Source organism: Streptomyces sp. NPDC058086, assembly GCF_042885015.1.
Taxonomy (GTDB): Bacteria; Actinomycetota; Actinomycetes; order Streptomycetales; family Streptomycetaceae; genus Streptomyces.
In genome coordinates, this window is the sequence record NZ_JBHVST010000053.1 from 43,760 (window position 1) to 68,173 (window position 24,414).

The window sequence follows — 24,414 nt, forward strand, 5'->3', positions numbered from 1 at the left end:
GTGGAACTCGGACCGCCTCCCACGGGAGCCGTACTTCTCGTCCCAGGCACTGAGCCGAGAAGCTCAGCCGACCCGTACGGCACGGGCCAGGAAATGCTGCCGCGCGTCCTCATAGCGGGCCAGCCGCCAGCCGGCTGCCACCAGCGCGGGCCGCAGGTTGGTCTCGGCCAGCGGGTCGTCGGGGTCCAGTGGGCGGCCGTGCCGGGCGGCGCGTTCGACGCGGCCCGAGGGGTGGAAGAGCAGGAGGGTGCCGCCCGGAGCGGTCACCCGGGCCCATTCGCCCAGTGCGGGGGCGGGTTCGGGAAGGTGGTTGATGAGTCCGGCACTGAAGATGCCGTCCACCGAGCCGGAGGACAGGGGCAGGTGGCAGGCGTCGGCGAGCAGCAACGCCGCAAGCTCGTTGCGGCCGTGCCGGGCGGCGGCGTCGAGCATCGCCGCGGTGACGTCCACCCCGAGGACCACACCCTTGTCTCCGACTCCCGCCCGCAGCGCGGGCAGCGCCCGTCCGGTGCCGCACCCCAGGTCGACCACCGTCTGCCCCGCGCCGATCCCCATCCGGGCGACGGCAACCGCGTAGACGGGTCCGTCGGCCGCGAAGCGCTCCTCCCAGGTCTCGGCCCTCGGCGTGAAGAACGTACGGGTCGATGTGTAGTCGGCGCGCGCCGCCACCAGCGCGGCGAACCGGCCAAGTACCCGGTCCCGGTGAGGTGTAAGGACCGCCAGCTCTTCGAGCGCGGCCTCGCGCAGGCCCGGCGCGGCAGCCGCATCGTCCGGGAAGGCGGTCGCGAAGGCGTCGACCGCGGTAGCGTCGGCCTCCAGGTGGAACTGGAGTCCCCACGCCGCCGCGCCCGCCCGGAACGCCTGCACCGGATTGCGGTCGCAGGAGGCCAACGCCACTGCCCCGGCGGGCAGAACCATGGTGTCGCCGTGCCAGTGCAACACCCGCAGCCGCTCCGGGACCCCGGCGAACAGCGGGTCCCCGGCTGCGGCGGACGCCATCCGCACCGGCGCCCACCCCACCTGGATTCCATTGCCGGGCCGGGCCGTTCCTCCCGCCGCCACCGCCAGCAGCTGTGCGCCCAGGCACACGCCGAGCACCGGCACCTGAGCATCCAGCGCCGCACGCAGCAGGCCCAGCTCCGCCGTGCGCGTGGGGAAACCGTCGTCGCTGTACGCGGACATCGGGCCGCCCAGGACCACCAGCGCCTCGGCCCCGTTCAGGTCCTCCGGAAGCGGGTCACCTGCCCACACCCGGCACACCCTCAGCACGAGCCCGGCTGCCCCCAAGAAGGAGCCGATCTCGTACGGGCCCTCCTCTGCCACGTGCTGCACCACCAGAACAGCCACGGCCGACCCCTTCCAGATCCGCAGATGCCACGCTGAACAGCGGGATCACATCGTACGCACGAACTCGAATCGACCATCCAGATGGCGTATGCGGAACCATGCGGGAACCGCGCCGGCAGGCGCCGGAAAAACCTTGCCGCTCGCTGTACAGACCTCGATACTTCGCACGGTGACGTCGAAGGAATCAGACAAGCTGGGAGCGGTGGGCCGGCTCATCCGCTACCCGGTGAAGTCGATGCTCGGCGAGGATCTGCCCGCTGTCGACGTCACCGAGCGGGGCCTCGCCCACGACCGGCGCTTCGCTTTGACAGACCGGGACACCGGCAAGGTCGCCAGCGCCAAGCACCCCCGTCTGTGGCGCCGGCTGCTCACGCTGACGGCACAGGCCGAGGATTGCGCGGTACGCATCACCGCTTCGGAGGGCAAGGTGCTGTGGTCGACCGATCCGGGTGTCGACGCGATGCTGTCGGAGATCGTGGGCCGCCGCGTCTCACTCACCGACACCCCTCCGCACGAGGCGACACTCGACCGTGCCGACCCCGAGGACGTACTGCGTGACGCCTCGGAGCCACCGGTGATCGCGCGGGAGGGGCGACTGGGCGCCGGTTCCCCGGAGGGTACGTTCTTCGACTACGCACCCGTCCATCTGCTCACGACCTCAACGGTCGCCCGGATCGCGACCCTCGCCCCGACCGGCACCGCCGAAGCGGAGCGCTACCGCCCCAACATCGTGATCCGTACGCCTCTTGCCAGGGGTTTCGCGGAGAACGACTGGACCGGCCGGGCCCTGCGCATCGGCGCCGACCTCACTCTGCGCGTCATCGCCCGTACCCCGCGCTGCGCCGTGCCCACCCTGGCGCACGGCCCTCTCCCCCCGGACACCGCCGCCCTTCGGGTCCTGGCGGACCACAACCGGGTCATCCCATTGGAGTCGATGGGGCCGCAGCCGTGCGCCGGCGTCTACGCCCAAGTGCTGCGGCCGGGGCCGATCCGGCTCGGCGACCCGGTCCGCTGGGCCTGACACGAGAAGTCGCTTCGACTGCTCAGTGAGTCACTACCACTGGTAAGGCAGGTACTTCCCGTCGAGGGTGATGACGACCCGGTCGCCCGCGGGGTCGGGAACACGCCGGACGTCGAGCCGGAAGTTGATCGCGCTCATGATGCCGTCGCCGCACTGCTCGTGGATCAGTTCCTTGATGGTCGGCCCGTAGACCTGGACGACCTCGTAGAGCCGGTAGATCGTGGGATCCACGGGAACGGCCGCGTCCAGGGCTCCCCGGGTCGGCTGGAGCTGGAAGGCCACGGCAGCGTCGTCGCCGAGTTCGAGCAGTGCCGCCGCCGTGGCCGCCTCGTCCTTGCCCATCGGATGCTGGCCGAGCAGGGCCGCCGTGGTCCAGGCCAGCGGCTTGCCGACCGCTTCGGCCAGTTGGGCCCATGTGACCCCGGTCTTCACCTTGGCCTGGCGTACGGCTTCGGCGGCTTCCCGCTTGGTGAGCATGTGCATCTCCCTTGACGACGGTGGTCCTGGTCGCACGTCACACCAGAGTAGGAGCCATGTCGGGGCACTGGCCTTCTGGCCTACACGAGGTACTGCCACTTGGTCATGCGGTCCTTCAGGTCCACGGTCGGCCCGTCCAGGGTGAAGGTCCCGTCTCCTCGGTGGTGAAACAGCCGCGGTTGGGGCTCGGAGGGGTCGGTCCACGCCCTGACGGCCTCCAGCAGGAAGAGGCTGTAGGGGGCCACGAGGCTGCTGTCGGCGACCCTGCACTCGATGTTGGCGAAGCATTCGGCCACCAGTGGTGCCTGGACCTCCGCAGCGGATACGGCGGTCAGGTCGAACTCCTCGAACTTGTCCACGTCGGCGCCCGAGCAGTTGCCGATGTCGACCACGGTGGCAGCCATGTCCGCCGTCGGGACCGAGATGACGCACTCGCAGGTTTCGACCAGAGCCTGGTAGCTGTGGTCCCAGGGGCCGATGGTGCACGCGATCAGAGGCGGGTCATGGCGCACCATCATGTTGAACCCATTGGTCATCACGTTCGGGATGCCGCGGTGCCGGGTGGTGACCAGGATGACGGGGCCAGGCTCGATCAGACGGTGAACCTGGTCCAGGGGGTGGGGCTGAAGGTCCTTCACGGTGATCATGTCTGCTCCTGGCGCCGTGCGATCCGCGCGTCGGCATCCCGGCCGGCGCTCTGTCTGTCGAATCGAGTGTCGGCAGTCGGGCACACCGCTATGAAGGCCGCGTTGTTCCTGGGTGCGGCAGGACCAGCCTCCACCGGGCTCACCTGCTCACGTTCGCCGCTACCGCTCCTTGGCGGCGAGGTCGGACGCGGGCACAGCCGCCTGGGCATGCTTCGGCTCGGCGGCCATGGTCCTCAGCGTCTCGAAGGCATCCGCGGTCGGGCTGGCCGGTTCGGCCTGATAGACCACCAGTTGCTGATGCGGGGCCCCATTGACCGTGAATGCCGCGAACTTGATGTGCAGGTCTCCGACCACGGGGTGCTTGAGATGCTTCCCTTCCTGGGACTTTCCCTTGACCTCGTGCATCTGCCAAAGCCCTGCGAACTCCTCGCTCTGGGCGGACAGTTCCGCCACGACCTCGGCGAGGCGGGCCGATTCGGGATCGTGGCCGTAGGCCGCCCTGAGTTCGGCGACACAGGAGTGCGCGGCGCGCTCCCATTCCTGGTAGAACTCGCGCCCTGCCGGGTCGACGAACACCATGCGGGCGAGGTTGTCGAACTGTTCGAACCCACTGTGGAGAGCCGTGGCGAGGGAGTTGCCCGCCATGATGTCGAGGGCCGGGCCGATGACGAAGGCCGGAGTGTGCTCCCATCCGTCCATCAGCTGCAACAACTGCTGGCTGACGTCGGCCTCTCCCCAGTCGTGCGGCCGCTGCGAGGAGGCCAGACAGAGGCGGTTGAGATGGTCGGCAGCCTCCGCATCCAGTTTCAGCGCTTGCGCCACGGCCTCGAGCACCTGCGGGGACGGGCTGTTTTCGCGCCCCTGTTCCAGCCTGATGTAGTAGTCGGAACTGACCCCGGCGAGCAGCGCGACTTCCTCTCTGCGTAGTCCCGGCACCCGACGTCGCCCGTGTTCGGGGAGACCGACGTCGTGCGGCTTGAGGGCCTCTCGGCGGGCTCGGAGGAAATCACCCAAAGGTGTCCCATTGCTCATGTGGCAAGACTAGATGGTTTCCAGCCGATGAGAAGTGCCGGTCGCGGACTATTGCACCAAGTCGCACGCTCTGCACACAGAGTAATTCACCGTCCTGGCGTACTTGGGTGGCCTCTTGTCGTCCGTCGGCTCCATTGTCGTCCGTCGACTCCTTGTGCCACCCGGGAGCTCACAATCCTGGGTGTAATGCACCCACCGTCGACAGAAGTTTTCCGGGCGCTTTCCGCCTAGCCTTGGCAGCATGGACAACGACACGCGCCCTGACTCGGTTGAAGGGCTGGGTCGGTTCCTCCGCTCCCACAGGGAACGCCTCAGCCCCGTGGACGCAGGACTGCCCAGCGCCGGCCGGCGAAGAGTGCCCGGCTTGCGGCGTGACGAGGTCGCGACGCTCGCGGGTGTCAGTCCGAGCTACTACAGCCGACTCGAGCAGGGCCGTGAACTCAGCCCCTCGCTCCGAGTGCTGGAGGCCATGGCACGCGTGCTGCAACTCGGGGAAGAGGACAAGCGGGAACTCTTCCGGCTGGCCCAGCCGGCAACCCGCCGCACGAAGCGGCCCTTCCGGGTCGAGCGTGTCCGCCCGCACCTGCGGCAACTGATCGAAAGCTGGACCAGGACACCGGCCTTCATCGTCGGCCATGCCCAGGACCTGCTGGCCACCAACGCATTGGCCGACGCGCTCTACCTCGACTTCACGCAGCACGACAACGTGCTGCGCATGCTCTTTCTGGACCCCGCGGCGAAGACCTTCTACAGGAACGCGGAGCGGGCCAAGCACCGTGCGGTCGCAGACCTTCAGCAGTCCGCCGCAAGCACGCCCGAGGATCCCCGCATTCTGGAGCTCGTCGGTGAACTGTCGGTGCGCAGCGGGGAGTTCCGCTCCCTGTGGGCACGCGAGTACACCCGGGTCCCGCCCTACGACGTCAAGCAGATCCACCACTCCGGCGTGGGAGATCTGGAGTTGCGGCATGAGGCCCTCGGCATCCGCAGTGTTCCGGGACAGCAGCTCGTCATCCTGCAGGCCGAGCCGGGCTCCCCCTCCGCCGACGGTCTGGCCCTGCTGGGGTCCATCAGCGCACCTGAAATACCTCACCAGCAGAATCCCGCACACGGCGCCTGAGCCGGGTGCCGGGGACGGCACCCAGAATTCGGTCCAAGAAGTCACCGAAAATATGCACCGCGTCGGGTGTCAGCGGATCGAAAACCAGCTTCCGCACGCTGTCCGCACGTCGCGGCTCATCCGGCGGGACGGACAGCTGTGTTCCCAGCCCACCTCGGCTCAAGGATCCCTCGCCCCGGAACACCTCGTCGACGGAGGCTCGCACCGCAGCCTCCGGTACTTCGCCCGGGTATCGGCTCGGTAGGGCTGCCTGGTCTTCCTGGGTGTGGGACTCCCAGGAAAAGCGCAGCCTTCATACCGCCGTAGCCGACGGGCACACTCGAATACGTCAACAGGAAATCCCCGAGAAGGGGAAACGACGAAAGAGGTCTTTCCCATGGCTACGTGGTTTGTCACCGGCGCCTCCCGTGGAATCGGCGCTGAAATCGCCCGCGCCGCTCTGGCAGGCGGTAACAATGTCGTGGTCGCCGTACGAAACCCGGAACGCGTGCCGGCCGATCTGAAGAACTCCGACAACGTCTTCACGGTCGCCCTGGACGTCACGGACAACGACAGCATCCCGAAGGCGGTCGAGGCCGCCGTGGACCGGTTCGGCGGCATCGACGTCCTGGTCAACAACGCCGGCCGCGGCCTGCTCGGCGCGTTGGAGGAGATCACCGACGCGGAGGCCCGGTCACTGTTCGACCTCAACGTCTTCGGCCTGATCAACGTCACCCGTGCCGTGCTGCCCCTCATGCGCAAGCAGGGGTCCGGCAGGCTGGTGCACATCGGTTCCCGGTCCGGTTTCGAGGGCGAGCCCGGCGTCAGCCTGTACAGCGCGTCGAAGTTCGCGGTCGCCGGCATCAGCGAAGCACTCTCCGCCGAGATGGCGCCGTTCGGGATCCAGTCGATGGTCGTCGAGCCGGGCGTCTTCCGCACCGACTTCCTCGACGCCAGCTCCCTGTCGGTCGCCGCGAACCGCATCACCGACTACGACGACACTCCCGCGCACGTGACGCTGGACTGGATCGACCGGGCCAACCACGCCCAGCTCGGCGACCCCGTCAAGGGCGCCGCCCTGATCGTCGAGGTCGCTTCCACCGAGAAGCCGCCCACGCACCTCTATCTCGGGCTCGACACCCTCGAGCGGCTCGAGGTCAAGTACCAGCAGGTGCAGGACGACCTCGCCCCGTGGCGCGAGAAGTCCGCCGCCACCGCGCATGACGACGCCGCCTGACGCCATCGCGGTCGGGCACACACAGCCCCCTCAAGCAGCCCTCCCGGGCAGGACGACCGGCCCGGCCGGGCACCACACCGATCCGGCCGGCCTCGCGTTCCGATCAATCCGGCACTCCCCCTCCGATCAATCCGGCATTCCCACCTTCCGATCACAGAGACTGAGGTTTTGTGATGTCTGCTGCTCTGCTCACCGGCACTCCCCTGGCCGGCCGTGTCGCTGTCGTCTCCGGCGCCTCCAGCGGCATGGGCGCCGTCACCGCCGAACGCCTCGCCGAGCTCGGTGCCACGGTGGTCGTACTGGCCCGGCGCAAGGAGCGCCTCGACAGCCTGGTCAAGAACATCGAGGCCGCCGGCGGCACGGCACTCGCCCTGGCCGTCGACGTCACCGACCGCCCCGCCGTCCAGGCCGCCGCCGACCAGGCCGCCGAGCGCTTCGGCAAGGCCGACCTCGTATTCAACAACGCCGGCGTCCAGCTCATCTCCGGCATCGAGGAACTCAAGGTCGACGACTGGCAGCGCCAGATCGACCTCAACATCAGCGGCCTGATGAACGTCATCGCCGCGTTCCTCCCCCACCTGACGGACTCCGCCGCCCAGGGCAAGCCCGCCGACCTGATCAACACCTCGTCCATCGCGGCCACCCGCATCCTGGCGAAGTTCTCGATCTACTCCGGCACCAAGGCCTACATCAGCCACCTCACCCGACTGCTCCGCGTCGAACTCGGCCCCAAGATGGTCCGCGTCGCCACCATCGAACCCGGCATGGTCGACACCGAACTCCCCGACCACGTCACCGACCCCGACGCCTCCAAGCTGATGGCCGACCTCATCCACGACATCGACTGCCTCCAGAGCGCCGACATCGCCGAAACCGTCGCTTTCATGGCCGCCGTGCCCCGCCACGTCAACCTCACCGAGATCACCATCATGCCCACGGCTCAGGCCATCTGAATTCGGTCCCGTCATGGCGGGGGAGGAACAGCACTCGGCTGTTCCTCCTCCCCCCCCGCCCGGCCGGCCGGACACCGCGCCGGCTCATGGTGCCGACTGGATGTCCCCGTGCGTGGAGGACGCGATGGTGTCGCGGTGGGCGAAGTCGCCCGGGGGGATGCCGGGGTGGTGTCCGAGCCGGGCCGGCGCCACCGCGGCCGAGGGGCCGAGGGTGAGCCGGGAGACGATCCGATAGCGGTCGCCGCGGTAGATCGAGTGGACGTATTCGACGGGCTGCCCCGTGGTGTCCGAGGTGAGCCGCTCGAAGAGCAGCGCCGGGGACAGCTCGGGCACGTCGAGCAACTCGGCCTCCGCCCGGGTGACGACGGTCGGCTCGATCGCCTGTACGGCCTCCTGGACGTGCACGCCATGCTGTTCGCGCAGGTGCTCGTACAAGTCGCCGGCTTCCAGTTCCTGGGCGGACAGGGTGGGAACCAGATCGGCCCTGATGTGCAGATGCTCGATGGCCATCGGGGCGCCGTCGACCTGGCGCAGCCGTGCCACGTACACGATCTCGACGGCGGGCGAGATGCGCAACTTGCGGCCCACGCGCGCGCCCGCCGGAATGGTGGTGAACTCCAGCAGGCGACTCGACCAGGTCCCGGAGGCCTGGGGCACCGTCATGGCCTGCTGACCCGAGACGAGTTCCTGGGTGATCTTCTCGGGTGCCACGAACATTCCGCGACCGTGCTCCCGTACCAGAAGACCCGCGGCGACGAGCTCGTCGACCGCCGCGCGCAGGGTCGGGCGGGACACACCCAGGCGGGCACACAGGGAACGCTCGGAGGGGATCGCGTCCCCCGGGCGGTGTGACTCGATGAGGTCGAGGATGAAGTCGCGAACTCGCTCCCGTTTGAGCACCGCACCTGGTGCGTCAGCCTTCATGGTGCCCTCCCTCATGCGTGGAATATTCAGTTAACCAGTTGACCAGTGGTCACCCGCAACCGCCCCCTCGATCAGGCAAGTGTAACTGCCACCGAGAGATGACCACCCAGATCCCGACTGGCCTGCACCCCAAAACCCTTTGAAGTACGGGGGGTTGACGCCCGCGATTGGTCTATGCCACCTTCAACCCCACATCAAGAGGTGAGCTGTCCAGTGGACTTCACTGGTCAGGTGGTCAGGTCATGTCCTCCAGAGGTGAACCGTGAAGCTCCGCTTGTTTGCCGGTGTGTCCGTGCTCGTGATGACGGCCGGGCTGAGTGCCTGCAGTAGCTCCTCCGATACCTCCGACGACAGCTCCGGCGGGAGCACCACCATCGACGTCTGGCTGATGCGCGACAGCGTCTCGGCCCAGTTCCAGAACGAGTTCGTCAAGGGCTTCGAGACCGCTCACCCGGACATCAAGGTCAAGGTGCAGATCCAGGAGTGGGACGGGATCGGCGAGAAGGTCACGGCCGCCCTCGCCAGCAACGACGCACCGGACGTCATCGAGACCGGCAACACCCAGGTCGCCCAGTTCGCGCAGAGCGGGGGGCTGCTCGACCTCAGCGACAAGGTCGACGACCTCGGGGGGAAGAACTGGCTCAAGGGCCTCGCGGAGCCGGGCGTCTATGAGGGCAAGCAGTACGGCATTCCGTACTACGCCGCCAACCGCGTCGTCATCTACCGGACCGACCTCTTCAAGGAGGCGGCCGTCGAGGCGACCGCCATCAAGACCCGCGACCAGTGGATCGCCGCCACCAAGAAGCTCAACACCGGTGACACACAAGGCATTTATCTGCCCGGCCAGAACTGGTACACCCTCGCGGGCTTCGTCTGGGACGAGGGCGGCGACCTCGCCACCGAGTCCGGCGGCAAGTGGAAGGGCACGCTGGACTCCCCCGAGGCGATCCGCGGTATGGAGTTCTACGAGAAGCTCCAGGCCCTCGGCAAGGGCCCCAAGGACTCCGACGAGGCCAACCCCCCGCAGGCGGACGTCATGGCCAAGGGAAAGGTCTCCCAGGTCATCTCGACACCCGGCGGCGCCAACGTCGTCATCCAGAACAACCCGGCGCTGAAGGGAAAGCTCGGCTTCTTCCCGATCCCGGGGAAGGCCGCCGACAAGCCCGGCGCGGTGTTCACCGGCGGCTCCGACCTCGTCATCCCCACGGCGTCCACCAAGCAGGACGCGGCCTACACCTTCGTCAAGGAACTCACCGGCGACACCTGGCAGAAGAAGCTCGCCGTCGCCATGAGCTACGTCCCGAACAAGACCACCCTGGCCTCCGCGGTCGCGGCCGACCCCGGTGCCGCGGCCATGGCGGTCGGCGCCGCCCAGGGCCACGCCACACCCAACACCCCCGGCTGGGCCGCCGTGGAGGCCAAGAACCCGATCAAGGACTACATGACGGCCGTCCTCACCGGAGGCGACATCCAGAAGAAGGCCGCCACCGCGTCCGAGGCCATCACCGCGGCCATGAACTCCGGCTCCTGAACCGTCCACGCAGCGGAAGGAGGAGCGCCGTGTCGGCCGTCCGCGAGCAGACCGCCCCTCGCCCCCCACTCGGTACCGGGCCGCCCCGGCGCTCCACCGGTCCAGGGCCTCGCCGCCCGCCGAAGTCCACCGGCCGTGGGATCTGGCCGTACGTCCTGATCGCGCCCGCCGTCCTCGGCACGCTCTATCTGCTCGTCTATCCCCTGGTCCGCGCCGTGGTGATATCGCTGCAGGACTTCGGCCTGCGCCAACTCATCCTGGGCGGCGCGCGTTTCGTCGGATTCAAGAACTACGAGACGCTGCTGGGGGACGGCCGCTTCTGGGAGGTCGTGCGCCGCACCTTCCTCTTCATGGCGATCAACGTCGCCCTGATCATGGTGCTGTCCACGCTGGTCGCGCTCATGGTCGAGCGGCTCGGCCGGTTCGGCCGGACCGCGGTCCTCAGCGCGCTCGTGCTGACCTGGGCGATGCCCGTCATCGCGGCGACCACCGTCTTCCAGTGGCTGTTCCACTCGGAGTTCGGCATCGTCAACGCGGTCCTGACCGACCTGGGGTTCGCGTCCTTCCACCGCTACCCCTGGTTCGCGCACGGCCCGGCCGCCTTCGCCATCGTGGTCGTCCTCGTCGTCTGGCAATCCGTGCCCTTCGCCGCGATCACCCTGTACTCGGCCCTCACCACCGTCCCCACCGAGCTGTACGAGTCGGCGCGGCTCGACGGGGCGTCGGGGCCGCGGATCTTCCGCTCCATCACCTTCCCCATGGTCCGGCCGATCTTCATGCTGGTGTTCTCGCTCGAAGTGATCTGGACCTTCAAGGCGTTCGTCCAGATCTGGGTGATGACCAACGGCGGGCCCGGCGACGCGACCACGATCCTGCCCGTGTACGCGGTGCAGACCGCCCTGTCGAGCCAGCGCTACGACCTCGGTTCGGCGGCCTCCATGGTCACCGTCGTGCTGATGTCGGGCGTGCTCGTCTTCTACTTCCGCCAGATGTTCCGCCAGGAGGACGAGCTCGCATGAGCACGACCCGGCCCCGCATCCGCCGTCTGCCACTGAACGCCGCCGCCGTCGTCACGGTGGTGGTCTGTCTCTTCCCGGTCTACTGGATGGTCGCCACCGCGTTCACCCCGACCCGCGACATCCACTCCGACACCCCCCGGATCGTCCCTCGGACCTGGACCCTCGACCACTTCCGCACCGCCGTCGGCGCTGCCGGCTTCGGCCTGTTCTGGCGCAACAGCATCCTCGTCACGCTGAGCGCCGTCCTGCTCGCCCTCGTCATCGCGCTCGGCGCCGCCTACGCGGTCGCCCGGATGAAGTGGAAGGGGCGCCGGCAGTTCATGCTCATGGTCTTCATCGCGCAGATGGCGCCCTGGGAATCACTGATCATCCCGGTCTACATCATCTCCCGGGACACCGACATGCTCGACCGGCTGCCGACCCTGACCCTCGTCTACTTCATGATGACGCTGCCCTTCACCATCATCGTCCTGCGCGGCTTCATCGGCACGATCCCCCCGGAGCTGGAGGAGTCCGCCCAGGTCGACGGCTGCACCCGGCTCGGCGCGTTCCGGCACATAGCGTTCCCGCTCCTTGCCCCGGGCCTGATGGCCACCTCGCTGTTCGGCTACATCACCGCCTGGAACGAATTCGCCTACGCCAACTTCCTGATCATCAAGCAGCAGGACAACCGCACCCTGCCCGTGTGGCTGTCCTCGTTCCAGAACGTCTTCGGCACCGACTGGGGCGCCACGATGGCCGCCTCGACCCTCTTCGCCGCCCCCGCGCTGGTGGTGTTCCTGCTGCTCCAGCGCCATGTCACCGCCGGCTTCGCGGCCGGCGCAGTCAAGGGCTGACCTCACACCCCACCCCCACGCGACCCCGTCCCGGAGCTGATCCATGCCCGCACAGCGATCCGTGCTCACCCTCGTACCCCGCCCCACCAAGGCCGCACTCCGGCCGGGACACTTCACGCTCGACGCCGGCACCGCGCTGCACATCGGCGCGGGCGCCGAACCGGCCGCGGACCTGCTGCGCACCCTGCTCGCCCCCGCCACCGGGCTGTCCCTGCGGCCCTCCCCGGACGGACAGTTCGCCCTGACGCTCGACCCCGGACTCACCGGCCTCGGAGAAGAGGGGTACGGGCTCACCGTCGCCCCGCGCGCCGTGCTGCTGCGAGCCGCGCACCCGACCGGTCTGCTGCGCGGCATCCAGACGCTCCGCCAACTCCTGCATCCTCAGGCCTTGTCGGACACTCCGCAGCGCGGTACGCGGTGGCTGCTGCCGTGCGCCGAGATCACCGACGTTCCCCGCCACCCCTGGCGCGGCGCGATGCTGGACGTGGCACGCCACTTCCAGCCCGTCTCCTACCTGCGCCGGTACGTCGACCTGCTGGCCCTGCACAAGATCAGCGTGTTCCATCTGCATCTCACCGACGACCAGGGCTGGCGCATGCCCATCCCCGCACTGCCCAGGCTCACCGAGGTCGGCGGCCACCGCGCCGAGTCCCAGAAGGGCCCGGCCGGCAGCGACACGTACGACGGCATCCCGCACGGCGGGGCGTACACACGGGACGAACTCGTCGGCCTGGTCCGGTACGCGTCCGCACGCGGCGTCACCGTCATGCCGGAGATAGAGATGCCCGGCCATGTACGCGCCGCCCTCGCCGCCTACCCCGAACTGGGCAACCATCCGGAGCGCACCCTCGACGTCTGGACCCGCTGGGGCGTGTGCGACACCGTCCTCGGTGTCCACGACGAGGTCCTCGACTTCTGCCGCACCGTCCTCGACGAGGTCATGGACGTCTTCCCCTCGCCGTACATCCACGTCGGCGGCGAGGAGTGCCCCACCACCGAGTGGACGCAGAGTGTCGCCGCGCGGGAACGAGCGGTGGCGCAGGGCCTGCCGGGCCCCGCGGCCCTGCACGGCTGGTTCCTCGGGCAGATCGGCGACTTCCTTGTCCGGCACGGACGCCGCCCGGTCGGCTGGGCCGAGACCGGCGCCGAACTGCCCCTCGACTTCACCGTGATGACCTGGCGCGACTCGGCCCACACGCTGACAGCGGCCCGCCGCGGCCACCCCGTCGTCAGCGCCTACCACCGGGCCACCTACCTCGACTACGCCCAGTCCGGCGACCCGCGCGAGCCACTGGCCCAGCCCGGAGGCGTCGTCGATCTGCGCGCCGTCCACGCCCACGATCCCGTACCCGAGGACGCGGACCCGGACGTGGCCGGGCGGGTGCTCGGCACCCAGACCCAGCTGTGGACCGAGTTCGTCACGACGCCCGCCCACATCGAGTACCTGACCTACCCACGCCTGTGTGCCCTCGCCGACCACGCCTGGAGCGGCGCGACCGACTGGGCCGACTTCCGCTCCCGCCTCGACGAGCACACCGTACGGCTCGACGCCCTCGATGTCCGGCAACATCCCTGACCCTGTCCCGTTCCGGGAATCACCCCACCTTTCTGGAGAGGAACAACCATGAGATTCGAGAAGAACCGGCTACGCGCCGCAGCGTCCGCCGCCGTCGCGGTGGCCATGGGCGCCGCCGCGCTCACCGCACTCCCGGCCACCGCGAGCGCCGCCGGCGACGGGCTGAGCGTCCAGTACCGTACGAGCGCCACGGGAGCCACCGCCGACCAGTCCGAACCCTGGTTCAAGGTGAAGAACACCGGCAGCACGACCGTGCAACTGGCGAACGTCAAGATCCGCTACTACTTCAAGGCCGACTCGGCCGGCGCGTCCTATCGCTTCGCCTGTTCCTGGGCCGTCAAGGGCTGCGCCAACGTCACGGGCACCTTCGGCACGCTCGCCAGCCCGACCGCCACGGCGGACCGCTACCTGGAGATCGGCTTCACCTCCGGCGCCGGCACGCTCGCGCCGGGCGCCGACACCGGCGATATGCAGCTGCGCTTCTACCAGTCGACGTGGCAGTCGCTGAACCAGAGCGACGACTACTCCTTCGGCGCCTCCCAGACGTCGTACGCCGACTGGTCCAAGGTCACCGCACAGCTGTCCGGCACCACGCTGTGGGGCCAGGCCCCCGCGGGCAACGACCCGACGAACCCGCCCACCGACCCGCCGACCGACCCTCCGGCCACCGGCGCCACGCTGTTCGACGACTTCAACTACAGCGCCTACAACGACCCGAAGGTCTCTGCGCACGGCTGGAGCGTGCGCTCCACCTCCGGCGGCCCCGGCGTGCCCGGCGCCACCTGGGCGCCCGACAAGGTCACCTTCGCCACCACGAGCGGCAACTCCGTCATGAACCTGGAGACCTCGACGTCGGGCACCGGGGAGAGCACCAAGCAGACCGAGATCGTCACCAACGCGCGGAAGTTCAAGAACGGCACCTACGCGGCCAGGGTCAGGTTCAACGACGCGCCCAAGTACGGCCCGGACGGCGACCACCTAGTCCAGACGTTCTTCACCATCAACGACCTCACGGCACCGATGGCGGACGACTACTCCGAGTACGACTTCGAGTACCTGCCCAACGGCGGCTGGGGCGAGACCTCCGACATCCTCTACACGACATCCTGGGAGACCTACCAGGCCGACCCGTGGGTGGCGGTCAACCAGCACACCGAGGGCAGGCAGAGCTACAACGGCTGGCACGACCTGGTGCTGACCATCGACAACAGCAGCATCAAGTACTACATCGACGGACAGCTCTTCGGCACCCACGACTCCGCGTACCTGCCGGAGCGGCCGATGTCGATCAACTTCAACCAGTGGCTGATCGACCTCGCGGGCCAGACCAGCACCACCGCGCGGGCGTACGACGAGCAGGTCGACTACGTCCTGCACGTCAAGGACCAGGTCCTCACGCCGGCGCAGGTCGCCGCCAAGGTGACGGCGTACCGCAGCGCGGGCACCACGTTCGAGGACACCGTTCCCAGCAGCTGATCCCCTCGCCCGATGACGAGAGGCCAGGGCGACCACGCACCCGGCGCGCAGGCACGCACCGGGTGCGCGGCCCGCCGCCCCGACCGCACAGGCCGACGGCGAGTGGCCGACCCTCTGAGCCTCCTCAAGTCGCTTGGCATGCAGAGAACATGGCAGTCAGGCTGATCCCCATGACAGGAATCACGGGACTGAGCAAGAAGAACAACTTCGTGCTGGCCATCCGGGACGCGGACATGGTCGCGGCGACCCTGCGCCAGGCACTGGCCGAGGCCTCGCCGGAAGAGCGCCTCGGTCTGGAACGCGCTGCCGCGCTCGTCGAGTCCACCGCCTCCGCCACCGAGACCCAGCTGCGTGCCCGCTGGGTCCGCTCCCGGCTGGCCGACGTCGGCTTCATGGGGGACATCACCTCGGTCGCGGCGGTGCGGGCGCTGCGCCAGGCGGAACCGAAACTGAGCCTGCTGGCGGCGGTGCAACTGCAGAAGGAGGCAGTGGCCCATCCGGAGTGATCCGGCAGCCCCCTGACACGCGGGGAACGGAGGCTGCCGGAGGCGTTGCGCTGCTCAGGAGGTGAGGTAGCAGGTCTTGCTCACGCCCGGCAGCGGATCGGTGCCGAACGCCGCCGTCGTGCAGCCGGTGCCACCGGTGAACGCCTGGTAGAGGAAACGGCCCCGGGCGCCGTAGGCGACGGTCTGCTGCCCGCTGAAGGCGCACGTGCCGCCTTCGGCGGCGCAGGACGCGGCGTAGCCGACCGGACCGCCGGTGGCGGTGTAGCAGGCCTTCGACTCGCCTGGGATCGGATCTCCGAACGTGGCGTCGGTGCACGGGGTGTCGCCGGTGGCCGTGATCGTCGTGAACGCTCCGAAGGCGCCGTATGTCACCGGCTGCCCCGCGGCGGCCGGGCAGGTGCCGTTCTGGTCGGCGCACTTGGTCCAGCCGCCGGCCGGGGCTCCCGCGGGCGGGAGGTAGCAGGACTTGGCCACTCCGTCGATGGGATCACCGAAGTGGGCATTGGAGCAGTCGACGGAGCCGTTGGTGACCTGGTGGACGAAGTCGCCGCCTGCGCCGTAGGCGACGTCGCGGTTGTAGCCGGGCACGGCGCACGTGCCGCCTTCGGCCGCGCAGGCGGTGTATCCGGGCGGGCCGCCCGCGTCGGCGACATAGCAGGACTTGACGAGATGGGACGCCGGGTCGCCGCCGAAGGAGTCGTTGGTGCAGGCGGTGCTGCTGGTCACCGTCTTGTACGTGTATGTCCCGGCGCCGTAGGCCACCGAGCGGGTGCCGCTGAAGGTGCAGGTGCCGCCCTCGCCCGCGCACCGGGTGAAGCCCGACCGCAGGGCGCCGGTACCGGGGTCGGCGGGTGGCGACGGATTGCCCAGTCCGGTGGCGGTCACGGTGTAACTGCCGGGGGCGACGCCGGTGAGGTAGACGTAGGTGTCGTCCTGGCTCGCGCCGGTGATGCCGGAGGTGGGCGTGAAGGTTCCGTTCCGCCATACGACGGTGCCGTTCACGGACACCGAGATGTTGCCGCCGCCGAACTTCGGGACTCCGATGCGGCCGGTGGTGCCGGACGGGCTGGTCAGGTGCGCCGTATAGGTGCCGGCGGCGGGGTCGCGGGACCAGGACGCGTTGATGGCGCCCTGCGGCATGGTGATGCGGCCCTCGGCGCTGGTCAGGTCACCGGGGTGCGGGACGAAGCGGAACGCGCCGGTCGACGACTCCGGTGCGGTGCCCAGCACGTCGAAGGTGAGCGTGGAGGTGGGCGCGGTGGACCAGCCGTGGGCCAGGCTCATGAACGAACCGCCGTAGGCGAGGCCGCCGTCGGCCTTGACCCCCTCCCAGAAGGTGCTCTTGGTGCCGATGTCGCTGGTCAGCATGTGGCCCCAGGTGCGGCGGATCTGGTCCAGGGCGGTGTAGTCGTCGTTGGCGGTGAAGCGGGCGTTCAGCTCCATGCCGCCGGCGAAGGGCGACACATTGCCGCCCCACTCAGGGGTGGTGGGGCCGTAGATGCCCCAGTTCTTGCCGAGCCCCGCCATGATGCTCTTCGACTTGGCCGTGGAGTCGCTCAACCCGTACCAGACGGCGAGCGAGTTGCCGTCCTGCGGGTACAGGCCGCTGGTCGGGTTGTCCTTGTACATGCCCTTCGCGGCGTCCCACAGCAGGGAGTTGGCCGCGGACTTGATGGCGGCCGCCTTGGCGTTCCAGCTCGCGGCGAGCGCGCTGTCGCCCTCCACCGTGGCAAGGGTGGCACCGTCCTTGAGCGCGCCGTACAGCAGCGCGTTGGCGGAGATGTTCTCGCCGCCCTGGCCGACCCTGGCCCAGTCCTGGGTGCGGGTCACGTTGAGCAGGTCGTTGCCGTCGATCTTGTTGGTGATGAAGGCCATCCCGCGCTTGTAGTCGGCCCATTCGGAGTCCAGCCACGCCCGGTCGGCCGTGTAGGTGTAGTAGGTCGACGTCCCCAGCAGCGTCCAGGTGTGGTAGGTGTCCGAGCCGGTGAGGTTGAACGGCGGGCCGGACCAGGGGATTTCGCCCGCCGCCGACTGCGCGTTGTACATCGTGGTGAGCGCGTTGCGGGTCGAGGTGAGGTCGTTGGAGTACGCGTACTGCGTGGGTACGGCGATGCCCATGTCGCCGGGCCACACCGTACGGTCGCGCTTGGCGCCGTCGACCAGGACGGAGTCACCCACGCCGACGGTGGCGCTGTTGTCCCACGCGGAGGCGGGCGGGGGCCAGGCGCGGCCCTGGTTGGAGGCGATCGTGTTGAGTTGCACCGTGTACGCCCCGGCGTACCAGATGCTGTTGAGCAGCTCGTCGCTGGAGGAGAAGTAGTTGGTGTAGTCGGCCGGGTTGGCCTTCCCCGGGGCGGCGGTGAACGCGAGGCTGACGCCCTTGAGGTCCACCCAGCCCGAGGTGTCGAGGAAGACGGTCAAGTAACGGAAGCCGCCCCGCAGTTGAGCGGTAGACATCGTGTAGGTGCCATTGGCGGAGGGCGTGGCGTAGAGGGCGCCGTCCTCGCCGTCGCGGCCGCTGCTGCGGTCGCTGTTGTTGCCCACGTACAGGGACGACTCGCTGAAGGCCAGGCCGACCCGCTGGCCGCTGGAGCTGGTACTGCCGAAAGACAACGTTGCCAGACCGCCGACCTCCTTGCCGAAATCGAGGGTGATGGCCGACTGTGCGCCGGAGATCCGCGTCGGCTGTCCGCTGAGGACGTTCTGCGGGTTCGCGACGCTGCCGGACGTGCGGTAGACGGCGGTCGGCTTGAGGGTGCGTGAGGTCGGCGAGTAGTTCAGGGCGTCAAGTGCCGCCCGGGCACCGGACGTTGTGGTTTCCGACGCCGACAGGGACGTGGGAGGGGCCGCGCCGGCAGGCGGCGCGGGTGCCGCGACCAGCGCGGCGGCCACCACCGTGGCGAGGCCGAGTAGGCGCCCTGGACTGGGCTTTCGGTTCAGCGGGGGCCGGCGGCGGCGCATGAGTACCTCCCGGATCGGGTGCGGAAACTGACTGCTCGATTCGGCGACCGATCGCTTGAATCGATTCAAAAATATTGCCGGTGCAGGCCTGGGACTGAAGAAACAGCAGGGGCGCGAGACGGCTCGCCGAAGTTCGCACCGATGATGGGCGCCCGAAAAGCGGGTGTCAACCCATCGCGACAGCCGTCAACTCCTGTGAAAAAGGCTGCCCGTTGCGACATTGACAAGGCCCGGGCGAGCCGGTTCACTGCCTCGGAGACAGGCACAGGTATGGACCATTGATCCATTTCCCCGGCGCGGCTCCGTGCGAGCCGTCGGCTCCCGTCACGCCCGCCAACCGGCGTCCCCCATCGTGAAATCGAGGCGAGTTCCGGTGCCCCTGCGAAGCTCCGACATCGTTGTCAGACCACGGCTTCTCGGCTTCCTGCTGACGGCCGCTCTCGCGTTCGTCGCACTGGTCCCGGCCGCGACGCCCGCGGGCGCCGCCACCCAGGTGTGCGTACTGGCCTGCGACACGCTGGACCCCTCACAGGCCCGGCAGGAAACCTTCCCGGTGCCGAACAAGGACCTCAACGGCCGTCGCCTCGAACTGCACGTGTCCGACGCGGACGACATGGCCTGGGCCAGCATCGACAACGGCGCGACCGGCGACTCGGTGTGGCTGGACCGCTCCTGGGACGGCGGCGCCGCCTGGGAAGGACTACTCGGCAAGGCGAGCATCCCGGGAACCTGGACCGGCACCAGGACGCTGATGTACAACATCACCGACCCGCGCAACCACCGACGTGGCCTCGTCCGGGCCTGCGGCGACGCCGCCGGCGTCGGCTGCACGAACTGGGTCTACCCCACCGTCTGCGACGCCCTCTGCGACGGCACGAGCGCAGGCCAGGCGGCCGGCGACGAGCAGCCCGTGCCGTCAACCAGCTTGTACGGCCGCACGATCCGGCTGCATGTCGACCAGAAGAACTCCATGGCCTGGGCGAGCATCGGCACCGGGGGCGCCGGCGACGAGATCTGGCTCGACCGCTCCTGGGACGGTGGTTCGACCTGGCCGGACGGCTCCTCACTCGGCCGTACCAGCACCCCGTCCGGGGCCACCGGCATCCGTACCGCCATGTACGCGACGCGCGACCCGCGGGGCCTCCTCTACAGCGGCGCGGTCCGAGCCTGCGGCCGGGAGGCGAGCCACAACGAGGGCAGCTGCACCGCGTGGGTCAGGCCCGCGCCGACCAGGGCACGCGCCGCCGCGGACACGCTGATGACCTCGTACGACCCGTACAACGGCTGGTGGCCCAGCAGTTGGTGGAACTCCGCCGCCACCCTCACCTCCCTCATCGACTTCGCCAGGACCACCGGCACGCACAACTACGACTGGGTCATCGCGCGCACCTTCGACCAGAACAAGGGCGCCTTCGCCGCCGGTGTGCGCAGTTCGGACGCGATCGAGGGCGACTTCATCAGCCGTTCCATCGACGACTCGGGCTGGTGGGCCATCGCCTGGATCGACGCGTACGACTACACGGGTGACTCCCGCTATCTGAACGAGGCGGTCACCATCGCCGACTACGTCCAGCAGTACTGGGACCCGAGCACCTGCGGGGGCGGCGTGTGGTGGGACCGCGAGCGCACCTACAAGAACGCCGTGACGAACGGACAGTACCTCTGGCTGACCACCGCGCTGCACCAGCGCATCCCGGGCGACACGGTGTGGCTGCGGCGGGCCAGGACATCCGCCGCCTGGTACAAGGCCAGCGGGCTGATCAACTCCTCGGGGCTGGTGAACGACGGGCTCACCTCGGCCTGCGCCAACAACGGCAGCACCGTGTGGAGTTACAACCAGGGACTGGCCATCGGCGGCTTCACCGAACTGTGGAGGACGACGGGGGACAGCTCCCTGCTGACCACCGCACGAACCCTGGCCGACGCCGCCGTCAGTAGCCCGACGCTGACCCGTGACGGAGTGCTCACCGAGTCCTGCGACATCGGCTCCGCGTCCTGCGACGACAACCAGAAGCAGTTCAAGGGCATCTTCATGCGGAACTTCGCCGACCTCGCGAAGGCGACCGGTTCCAGCACCTACCAGAGTTACGTCCAGAACCAGGCGGACACGTTGTGGGAGCGGGACCGTAACTCCCTCAACGCCCTCGGCGAACGCTGGGCCGGCACCAGCCCCAACCAGACCGACTGGCGTACCCAGGCCGGCGCCCTCGAAGCGCTCACCGCCGCCGCGGGCTGACGACCGGCAAGGGAAGCCGGCCGCACGCGGGTCCCCGACTCGCGTGCGAGCCGGCGCGCGAGGTGAGTGCCGTACACCTGGGCGCATGGATGCCTTGTCCCGTTGATCCGCCTCCCCTGGAATCCGTCCGCCCCGGGGAGGACCAGCGAACTCCGCGAGTTCCCTGGGTGGCGATCGCCCCCGGTCGTGAACGCCATCCGCGTCTTGGGACGCGTGGTCCCGACGGCCATCTGCTGTTCGACCACCATGCCCATGACCTGCGCGGCACACGGACCGGTACCGGCTTCCCCACCATCTGGCTCTGACCAGCCCCTTCGAATCGGTCCCGGCCGGTGCGCGTTCCGGCCGGTCTCCGGGGGCATCCGGCACCGCACCGGCAATCCCCTCACCGACAACATTTCTCGCCTTGACAATTATTTTTGTCGGATGGATTCTGGAGCGGTGCTGGACACCGCTGTGATCGAAGAACCCGCCGCGGCCGAGCCCTGCTCGGCCGCCATGCTTGCCGCCCGCCTGGGGCTGCCCCGGCAGAAGGTCAACCACCGACTGGAGGAGCTGGGGCGGCATGGGCTGGTCGACTGGGGCGGCATGGGCTGGTCGAGGTGGCCGAGCAACGGCGAAAAGGCAACGTCGCCGAGCGGGTGTGCCGCGCCACGGCCGCCTCCTACTTCACCGCCACTGTGCTGATGTCCCACCACCTGTCCGAGCCCGACACGGGCGGCGCCGAGTCCGCCTGGCACCAGTGGCTGATGAGGCTTCTCGGCTGACGTCCGCAGGCGCGTCCGGACGCCCGTCCGCGCGGCCGGCGCCCCGGCCCCGCCACGGGACCGCACCCGATGCCGAGGGCGCCGCACCGGCCTCCCTCCGGGGCGGCCCGCAAAGACTCCTCACCAGGAGGCCGCCGCCTCGAACGTGGTCGAAGCGGCGGCGAGCAACCTAAATCCGTACACCAGAAACCTGAGGAAACCAGCATGCGTACCCTGATCAGCTCCGCCTTCATCTCGCTCGACGGCGTCATGGAAGGCCCGGGAGGCGAACCCGGCTACCGCAACTCCGGATGGACCTTCAAGGACGTCGAGTTCGTCCCCGAAGCGTTCGACATCAAAGGGCGGGAGCAGCAGGAATCCACCGCGATCCTGATGGGCCGGACCAGCTACGAGTCGTTCAGCCCGGTGTGGCCGGACATGAATGAGTTCGCCCACTACAAGACCATGCCGAAGTACGTCGTCTCCACCACCCTCACCGAGGACAAGCTCGTCTCGAACTGGGGCGAGACCACCATCCTGCGCTCCCTCGACGAGGTCGCCGCCCTCAAGGAGACCGACGGGGGCCCGATCATCATCCACGGCAGCGTCGCCCTGAACCACAGCCTCGCCGACGCCGGCCTGATCGACCGCTACCACCTGCTCGTCTACCCGCTGCTGCTCGGCGCGGGCAAGCGCCTGTTCCCCGCCACCGACAAGGACACCCAGCAGCTCAAGCTCGTCGAGCACGCCGTGTACTCCAACGGCCTGCAGATGAACGTCCTCGACGTCGTCCGCTGACCAAGCCCCGGCAACCCGTCCTTCCGCCCCGGCCCCTGACGACACCCGGCCGCCCGTACCCGGGCGCACGCCGATCCGAGCGCAACCACCAGGACCCACCAGGGTTCACACTTGTCGGCAACAGCCTTGATCCACGCCGAGAGCACGAACCTGACGCCGCAGGGCCCGCCCTCCGGGCGGACGACGGGAATGTGACGACAGGACCTAGGAATGCGCCGGATCGTCCCGGAAGGACTCCGCCGGCACGTGATTCGCCTTTCTCCCCAGGCGGACCTCCTCCACATCGAGCACTTCCTGAACGGTGCGGAGGACGATGTCGTCGATGCGGTCGGCGTCGCGCAGGTCTGTGAGGGTGTCCCGCTTGACCTGAAGCAGGGCGAGTTCGAGGCGCCGCACGCTCTCGCGGCGTCGCGTGGAGCCGGGTGCGGGGGCCGTACGTTCCTCGATGTCCTGCGCCATGCGGAGGGTGGCCGCCTCGGGGACCCCGAACCGCTGCGCCAACTCCGGTAGGGCGTGCAACGCGGCGCTGCTCATATGGCAGCGGGCGAGGGTGAGTTCCGCGGTCTTGTCCTCGTCCTCGGGGAAGCGGGCCCGGCGGACCACGGTCGGCAGTGTGGGACCGAGGAACGTCAGGGTGACGACGATGACGACAGCCGTGATGAACACGACGGCGTCGCGTTGCTCGACGACGTGTCCCTCGGCGGTCGCGGCGGGCACCGTCAGCGCCGCGGCCAGCGAGATGGCTCCGCGCATCCCCGCCCACGCCAGCGGCAGGCGTTGAGGGGCGGTGCTACGGCGGTCCCGCTGCCGAGGACGCCGGTCCAGGAACCTGACCAGATAAGGGACCGAGTAGAACCACAGCAGCCGTGTCCCGATCACAGCGACGCTCACGGCGCAGGCGGCGATCGCGGCCTGCGCCAGGGAGACCGAGGTCAATGCCCTGACCGCGGCGGGCAGTTGGATGCCGACGAGGATGAACAGCGCGCTGTTGAGCAGGGAACTGGCCACTTCCCAGAAGGCGACGGCCTGGATACGGGCGTCGGAACCGATGACGCGGGGGCCGAATCGGGTGGTCACGAGGCCGCAGGTGACGACGGCGAGGACGCCGGACACATGCAGGAGTTCGGCGGGCAGGTAGGCCAGGAAGGGGGTGGCGACACTCAGCACGCTGTGGAGCAGGGGCTCGGACAATCGGCGCCTGACCGGGATCAGGAGCAGTGCGACCGCGGCACCGATCAGGATTCCGCCGGCGTAGGACTCGACGAAGGCGACCGCAGTGCCGGACCAGGAGAAGGGTCGCTCATCGGTGAACGACCTCGATGGTCACGGCCAGCAGGACCAGAGCGGTGCCGTCGTTCAGCAGGCTTTCGGCGCGCAGCACGGTCAGGATGCGGCGCGGCATGGCCTTGACGACCGCGGCGACGGCAGCGGCGTCGGTCGGAGCCAGGACGGCGCCGAGGACGAAGGCGATGGGCCGGCTGTAGCCCACCGCGTGGGCCACGGCGGCGACGGCGACGGCGGTGGCCAGGACCAGCCCGCTGGACTGCAGGGCGATGCTGCGGAAGTTGTTGCGGATCTCGCGCACCGAGGAGGTCAGCGCCTCCCAGTACAGCAAGGCGGGGAGAAAGAGGAACAGGACGACGTCGGGGGACAGCGCGAACGCGGCGAAAGACGGTGTCAGTCCGATGAGGCAGCCTGCGCCGAGCAGCAGCAGCGGTTCACTCAGTCCCGTACGACGCGACAGCCAGCCCATCGCCAGTACACCGACGGCGACGACGACGATCAGTTCCAGGCTTTCCATGTCGGTCACCTCTGCCGTGGTGCGTCCGGCCGGGCACTGGTGAGCCCAGGGCCGTCCGGCGTCACCCGCATGCCGACGATGGGCTGCGGTGCCGCGTTCGTGTTCATGGCTCTACCGTGGTGCCTCGACACAGGTGTAACCAGGCCACGCCCTTCTCAGGAACGGCGTTCCTGGGAGCCCGGCACCCACCCTCC

The 24,414-nt window shown here is 69.0% G+C and carries 21 protein-coding genes; 13 read left to right on the forward strand and 8 right to left on the reverse strand.

The genetic code is table 11. The annotated features are described in order from the left end of the window. Window positions 1-63: 63 nt before the first annotated feature. Window positions 64-1,347 (reverse strand): methyltransferase domain-containing protein, encoded by a 1,284-nt coding sequence (locus tag ACFVWD_RS33400; RefSeq protein ID WP_389601538.1) that lies wholly within the window; start codon window positions 1,345-1,347, stop codon window positions 64-66. Window positions 1,348-1,516: 169 nt separating this feature from the next. Here ACFVWD_RS33400 and ACFVWD_RS33405 point away from each other — a divergent pair, with 169 nt between their 5' ends. Beyond that, window positions 1,517-2,368, forward strand: a complete 852-nt coding sequence (locus ACFVWD_RS33405; protein WP_389601540.1) for an MOSC domain-containing protein — start codon at window positions 1,517-1,519, stop codon at window positions 2,366-2,368. A gap of 33 nt (window positions 2,369-2,401) precedes the next feature. Here ACFVWD_RS33405 and cynS read toward each other — a convergent pair whose 3' ends face one another. From cynS to ACFVWD_RS33420, 3 genes are all read right to left on the reverse strand, one after another. Beyond that, window positions 2,402-2,845: a cyanase gene (cynS, locus tag ACFVWD_RS33410; RefSeq protein ID WP_389601541.1), complete on the reverse strand. Its 444-nt coding sequence runs from the start codon at window positions 2,843-2,845 to the stop codon at window positions 2,402-2,404. Window positions 2,846-2,925: 80 nt separating this feature from the next. Then, window positions 2,926-3,492 carry a flavin reductase family protein gene (locus ACFVWD_RS33415; RefSeq protein WP_389601543.1) on the reverse strand — a complete coding sequence of 189 codons (567 nt, stop codon included), beginning with the start codon at window positions 3,490-3,492 and terminating at the stop codon, window positions 2,926-2,928. A gap of 159 nt (window positions 3,493-3,651) precedes the next feature. Next, a complete protein-coding gene (locus ACFVWD_RS33420) occupies window positions 3,652-4,524 on the reverse strand; it encodes a helix-turn-helix transcriptional regulator (protein WP_389601545.1) in 873 nt (290 codons plus the stop codon). Window positions 4,525-4,765: 241 nt separating this feature from the next. Between ACFVWD_RS33420 and ACFVWD_RS33425 the strand changes: the two genes are divergently transcribed. The 3 genes from ACFVWD_RS33425 (at window position 4,766) to ACFVWD_RS33435 (ending at window position 7,810) form a co-directional block, all read left to right on the forward strand. Continuing rightward, window positions 4,766-5,641 (forward strand): helix-turn-helix transcriptional regulator, encoded by an 876-nt coding sequence (locus ACFVWD_RS33425; protein WP_389601547.1) that lies wholly within the window; start codon window positions 4,766-4,768, stop codon window positions 5,639-5,641. Between the two features lie 376 nt (window positions 5,642-6,017). Then, window positions 6,018-6,857: an SDR family NAD(P)-dependent oxidoreductase gene (locus tag ACFVWD_RS33430; RefSeq protein WP_389601549.1), complete on the forward strand. Its 840-nt coding sequence runs from the start codon at window positions 6,018-6,020 to the stop codon at window positions 6,855-6,857. A 170-nt stretch (window positions 6,858-7,027) separates the two neighbouring features. Then, window positions 7,028-7,810, forward strand: coding sequence for an SDR family oxidoreductase (locus ACFVWD_RS33435; RefSeq protein WP_389601551.1), 783 nt, complete (start codon window positions 7,028-7,030; stop codon window positions 7,808-7,810). Window positions 7,811-7,894: 84 nt separating this feature from the next. On the opposite strand, the gene ACFVWD_RS33440 is transcribed toward ACFVWD_RS33435, so the two are convergent. Then, complete coding sequence (locus tag ACFVWD_RS33440) at window positions 7,895-8,734, reverse strand: GntR family transcriptional regulator (RefSeq protein WP_389601552.1); 840 nt, start codon at window positions 8,732-8,734, stop codon at window positions 7,895-7,897. Window positions 8,735-9,035: 301 nt separating this feature from the next. Here ACFVWD_RS33440 and ACFVWD_RS33445 point away from each other — a divergent pair, with 301 nt between their 5' ends. The 6 genes from ACFVWD_RS33445 (at window position 9,036) to ACFVWD_RS33470 (ending at window position 15,678) form a co-directional block, all read left to right on the forward strand. After that, window positions 9,036-10,265, forward strand: coding sequence for an extracellular solute-binding protein (locus ACFVWD_RS33445; RefSeq protein ID WP_389601589.1), 1,230 nt, complete (start codon window positions 9,036-9,038; stop codon window positions 10,263-10,265). Window positions 10,266-10,294: 29 nt separating this feature from the next. Beyond that, window positions 10,295-11,284 (forward strand): carbohydrate ABC transporter permease, encoded by a 990-nt coding sequence (locus ACFVWD_RS33450; protein ID WP_389601553.1) that lies wholly within the window; start codon window positions 10,295-10,297, stop codon window positions 11,282-11,284. Next, window positions 11,281-12,120, forward strand: coding sequence for a carbohydrate ABC transporter permease (locus ACFVWD_RS33455; RefSeq protein WP_389601554.1), 840 nt, complete (start codon window positions 11,281-11,283; stop codon window positions 12,118-12,120). The genes ACFVWD_RS33450 and ACFVWD_RS33455 overlap by 4 nt, the downstream gene beginning before the upstream one ends. A gap of 43 nt (window positions 12,121-12,163) precedes the next feature. Further along, window positions 12,164-13,696, forward strand: coding sequence for a beta-N-acetylhexosaminidase (locus tag ACFVWD_RS33460; RefSeq protein WP_389601556.1), 1,533 nt, complete (start codon window positions 12,164-12,166; stop codon window positions 13,694-13,696). 48 nt (window positions 13,697-13,744) lie between these two features. After that, window positions 13,745-15,172 carry a cellulose binding domain-containing protein gene (locus tag ACFVWD_RS33465; RefSeq protein WP_389601558.1) on the forward strand — a complete coding sequence of 476 codons (1,428 nt, stop codon included), beginning with the start codon at window positions 13,745-13,747 and terminating at the stop codon, window positions 15,170-15,172. A gap of 170 nt (window positions 15,173-15,342) precedes the next feature. Further along, window positions 15,343-15,678: a hypothetical protein gene (locus ACFVWD_RS33470; protein WP_389601559.1), complete on the forward strand. Its 336-nt coding sequence runs from the start codon at window positions 15,343-15,345 to the stop codon at window positions 15,676-15,678. A gap of 54 nt (window positions 15,679-15,732) precedes the next feature. Here ACFVWD_RS33470 and ACFVWD_RS33475 read toward each other — a convergent pair whose 3' ends face one another. After that, window positions 15,733-18,639 (reverse strand): trehalase family glycosidase, encoded by a 2,907-nt coding sequence (locus ACFVWD_RS33475; protein WP_389601561.1) that lies wholly within the window; start codon window positions 18,637-18,639, stop codon window positions 15,733-15,735. 613 nt (window positions 18,640-19,252) lie between these two features. Between ACFVWD_RS33475 and ACFVWD_RS33480 the strand changes: the two genes are divergently transcribed. The 3 genes from ACFVWD_RS33480 to ACFVWD_RS33490 all read left to right on the forward strand — a co-directional run bounded on the left by ACFVWD_RS33480 (window position 19,253) and on the right by ACFVWD_RS33490 (window position 22,419). Then, window positions 19,253-20,875 carry a glycoside hydrolase family 76 protein gene (locus ACFVWD_RS33480; protein WP_389601591.1) on the forward strand — a complete coding sequence of 541 codons (1,623 nt, stop codon included), beginning with the start codon at window positions 19,253-19,255 and terminating at the stop codon, window positions 20,873-20,875. Between the two features lie 602 nt (window positions 20,876-21,477). Next, complete coding sequence (locus tag ACFVWD_RS33485; protein ID WP_389601562.1) at window positions 21,478-21,642, forward strand: hypothetical protein; 165 nt, start codon at window positions 21,478-21,480, stop codon at window positions 21,640-21,642. Window positions 21,643-21,846: 204 nt separating this feature from the next. Then, window positions 21,847-22,419: a dihydrofolate reductase family protein gene (locus tag ACFVWD_RS33490; protein ID WP_389601564.1), complete on the forward strand. Its 573-nt coding sequence runs from the start codon at window positions 21,847-21,849 to the stop codon at window positions 22,417-22,419. A 204-nt stretch (window positions 22,420-22,623) separates the two neighbouring features. On the opposite strand, the gene ACFVWD_RS33495 is transcribed toward ACFVWD_RS33490, so the two are convergent. Both ACFVWD_RS33495 and ACFVWD_RS33500 read right to left on the reverse strand, forming a co-directional pair. Beyond that, entirely contained in the window at window positions 22,624-23,661 is a 1,038-nt protein-coding gene (locus ACFVWD_RS33495) for a cation:proton antiporter (protein WP_389601593.1), read from the reverse strand. A 58-nt stretch (window positions 23,662-23,719) separates the two neighbouring features. After that, window positions 23,720-24,220, reverse strand: a complete 501-nt coding sequence (locus ACFVWD_RS33500; protein WP_389601565.1) for a cation:proton antiporter — start codon at window positions 24,218-24,220, stop codon at window positions 23,720-23,722. Window positions 24,221-24,414 lie beyond the last annotated feature (194 nt).

Bases quoted from the DNA above. Each gene is read 5' to 3' on its own strand.
- ACFVWD_RS33455 (WP_389601554.1), top strand. From the start codon at position 11,281: ATGAGCACGACCCGGCCCCGCATCCGCCGTCTGCCACTGAACGCCGCC.
- ACFVWD_RS33420 (WP_389601545.1), bottom strand. From the start codon at position 4,524: ATGAGCAATGGGACACCTTTGGGTGATTTCCTCCGAGCCCGCCGAGAG.
- ACFVWD_RS33470 (WP_389601559.1), top strand. From the start codon at position 15,343: ATGACAGGAATCACGGGACTGAGCAAGAAGAACAACTTCGTGCTGGCC.
- ACFVWD_RS33460 (WP_389601556.1), top strand. From the start codon at position 12,164: ATGCCCGCACAGCGATCCGTGCTCACCCTCGTACCCCGCCCCACCAAG.
- ACFVWD_RS33465 (WP_389601558.1), top strand. From the start codon at position 13,745: ATGAGATTCGAGAAGAACCGGCTACGCGCCGCAGCGTCCGCCGCCGTC.
- ACFVWD_RS33415 (WP_389601543.1), bottom strand. From the start codon at position 3,492: ATGATCACCGTGAAGGACCTTCAGCCCCACCCCCTGGACCAGGTTCAC.
- cynS (WP_389601541.1), bottom strand. From the start codon at position 2,845: ATGCTCACCAAGCGGGAAGCCGCCGAAGCCGTACGCCAGGCCAAGGTG.
- ACFVWD_RS33475 (WP_389601561.1), bottom strand. From the start codon at position 18,639: ATGCGCCGCCGCCGGCCCCCGCTGAACCGAAAGCCCAGTCCAGGGCGC.
- ACFVWD_RS33480 (WP_389601591.1), top strand. From the start codon at position 19,253: ATGGCCTGGGCCAGCATCGACAACGGCGCGACCGGCGACTCGGTGTGG.
- ACFVWD_RS33490 (WP_389601564.1), top strand. From the start codon at position 21,847: ATGCGTACCCTGATCAGCTCCGCCTTCATCTCGCTCGACGGCGTCATG.
- ACFVWD_RS33500 (WP_389601565.1), bottom strand. From the start codon at position 24,220: ATGGAAAGCCTGGAACTGATCGTCGTCGTCGCCGTCGGTGTACTGGCG.
- ACFVWD_RS33440 (WP_389601552.1), bottom strand. From the start codon at position 8,734: ATGAAGGCTGACGCACCAGGTGCGGTGCTCAAACGGGAGCGAGTTCGC.
- ACFVWD_RS33445 (WP_389601589.1), top strand. From the start codon at position 9,036: ATGACGGCCGGGCTGAGTGCCTGCAGTAGCTCCTCCGATACCTCCGAC.
- ACFVWD_RS33430 (WP_389601549.1), top strand. From the start codon at position 6,018: ATGGCTACGTGGTTTGTCACCGGCGCCTCCCGTGGAATCGGCGCTGAA.
- ACFVWD_RS33425 (WP_389601547.1), top strand. From the start codon at position 4,766: ATGGACAACGACACGCGCCCTGACTCGGTTGAAGGGCTGGGTCGGTTC.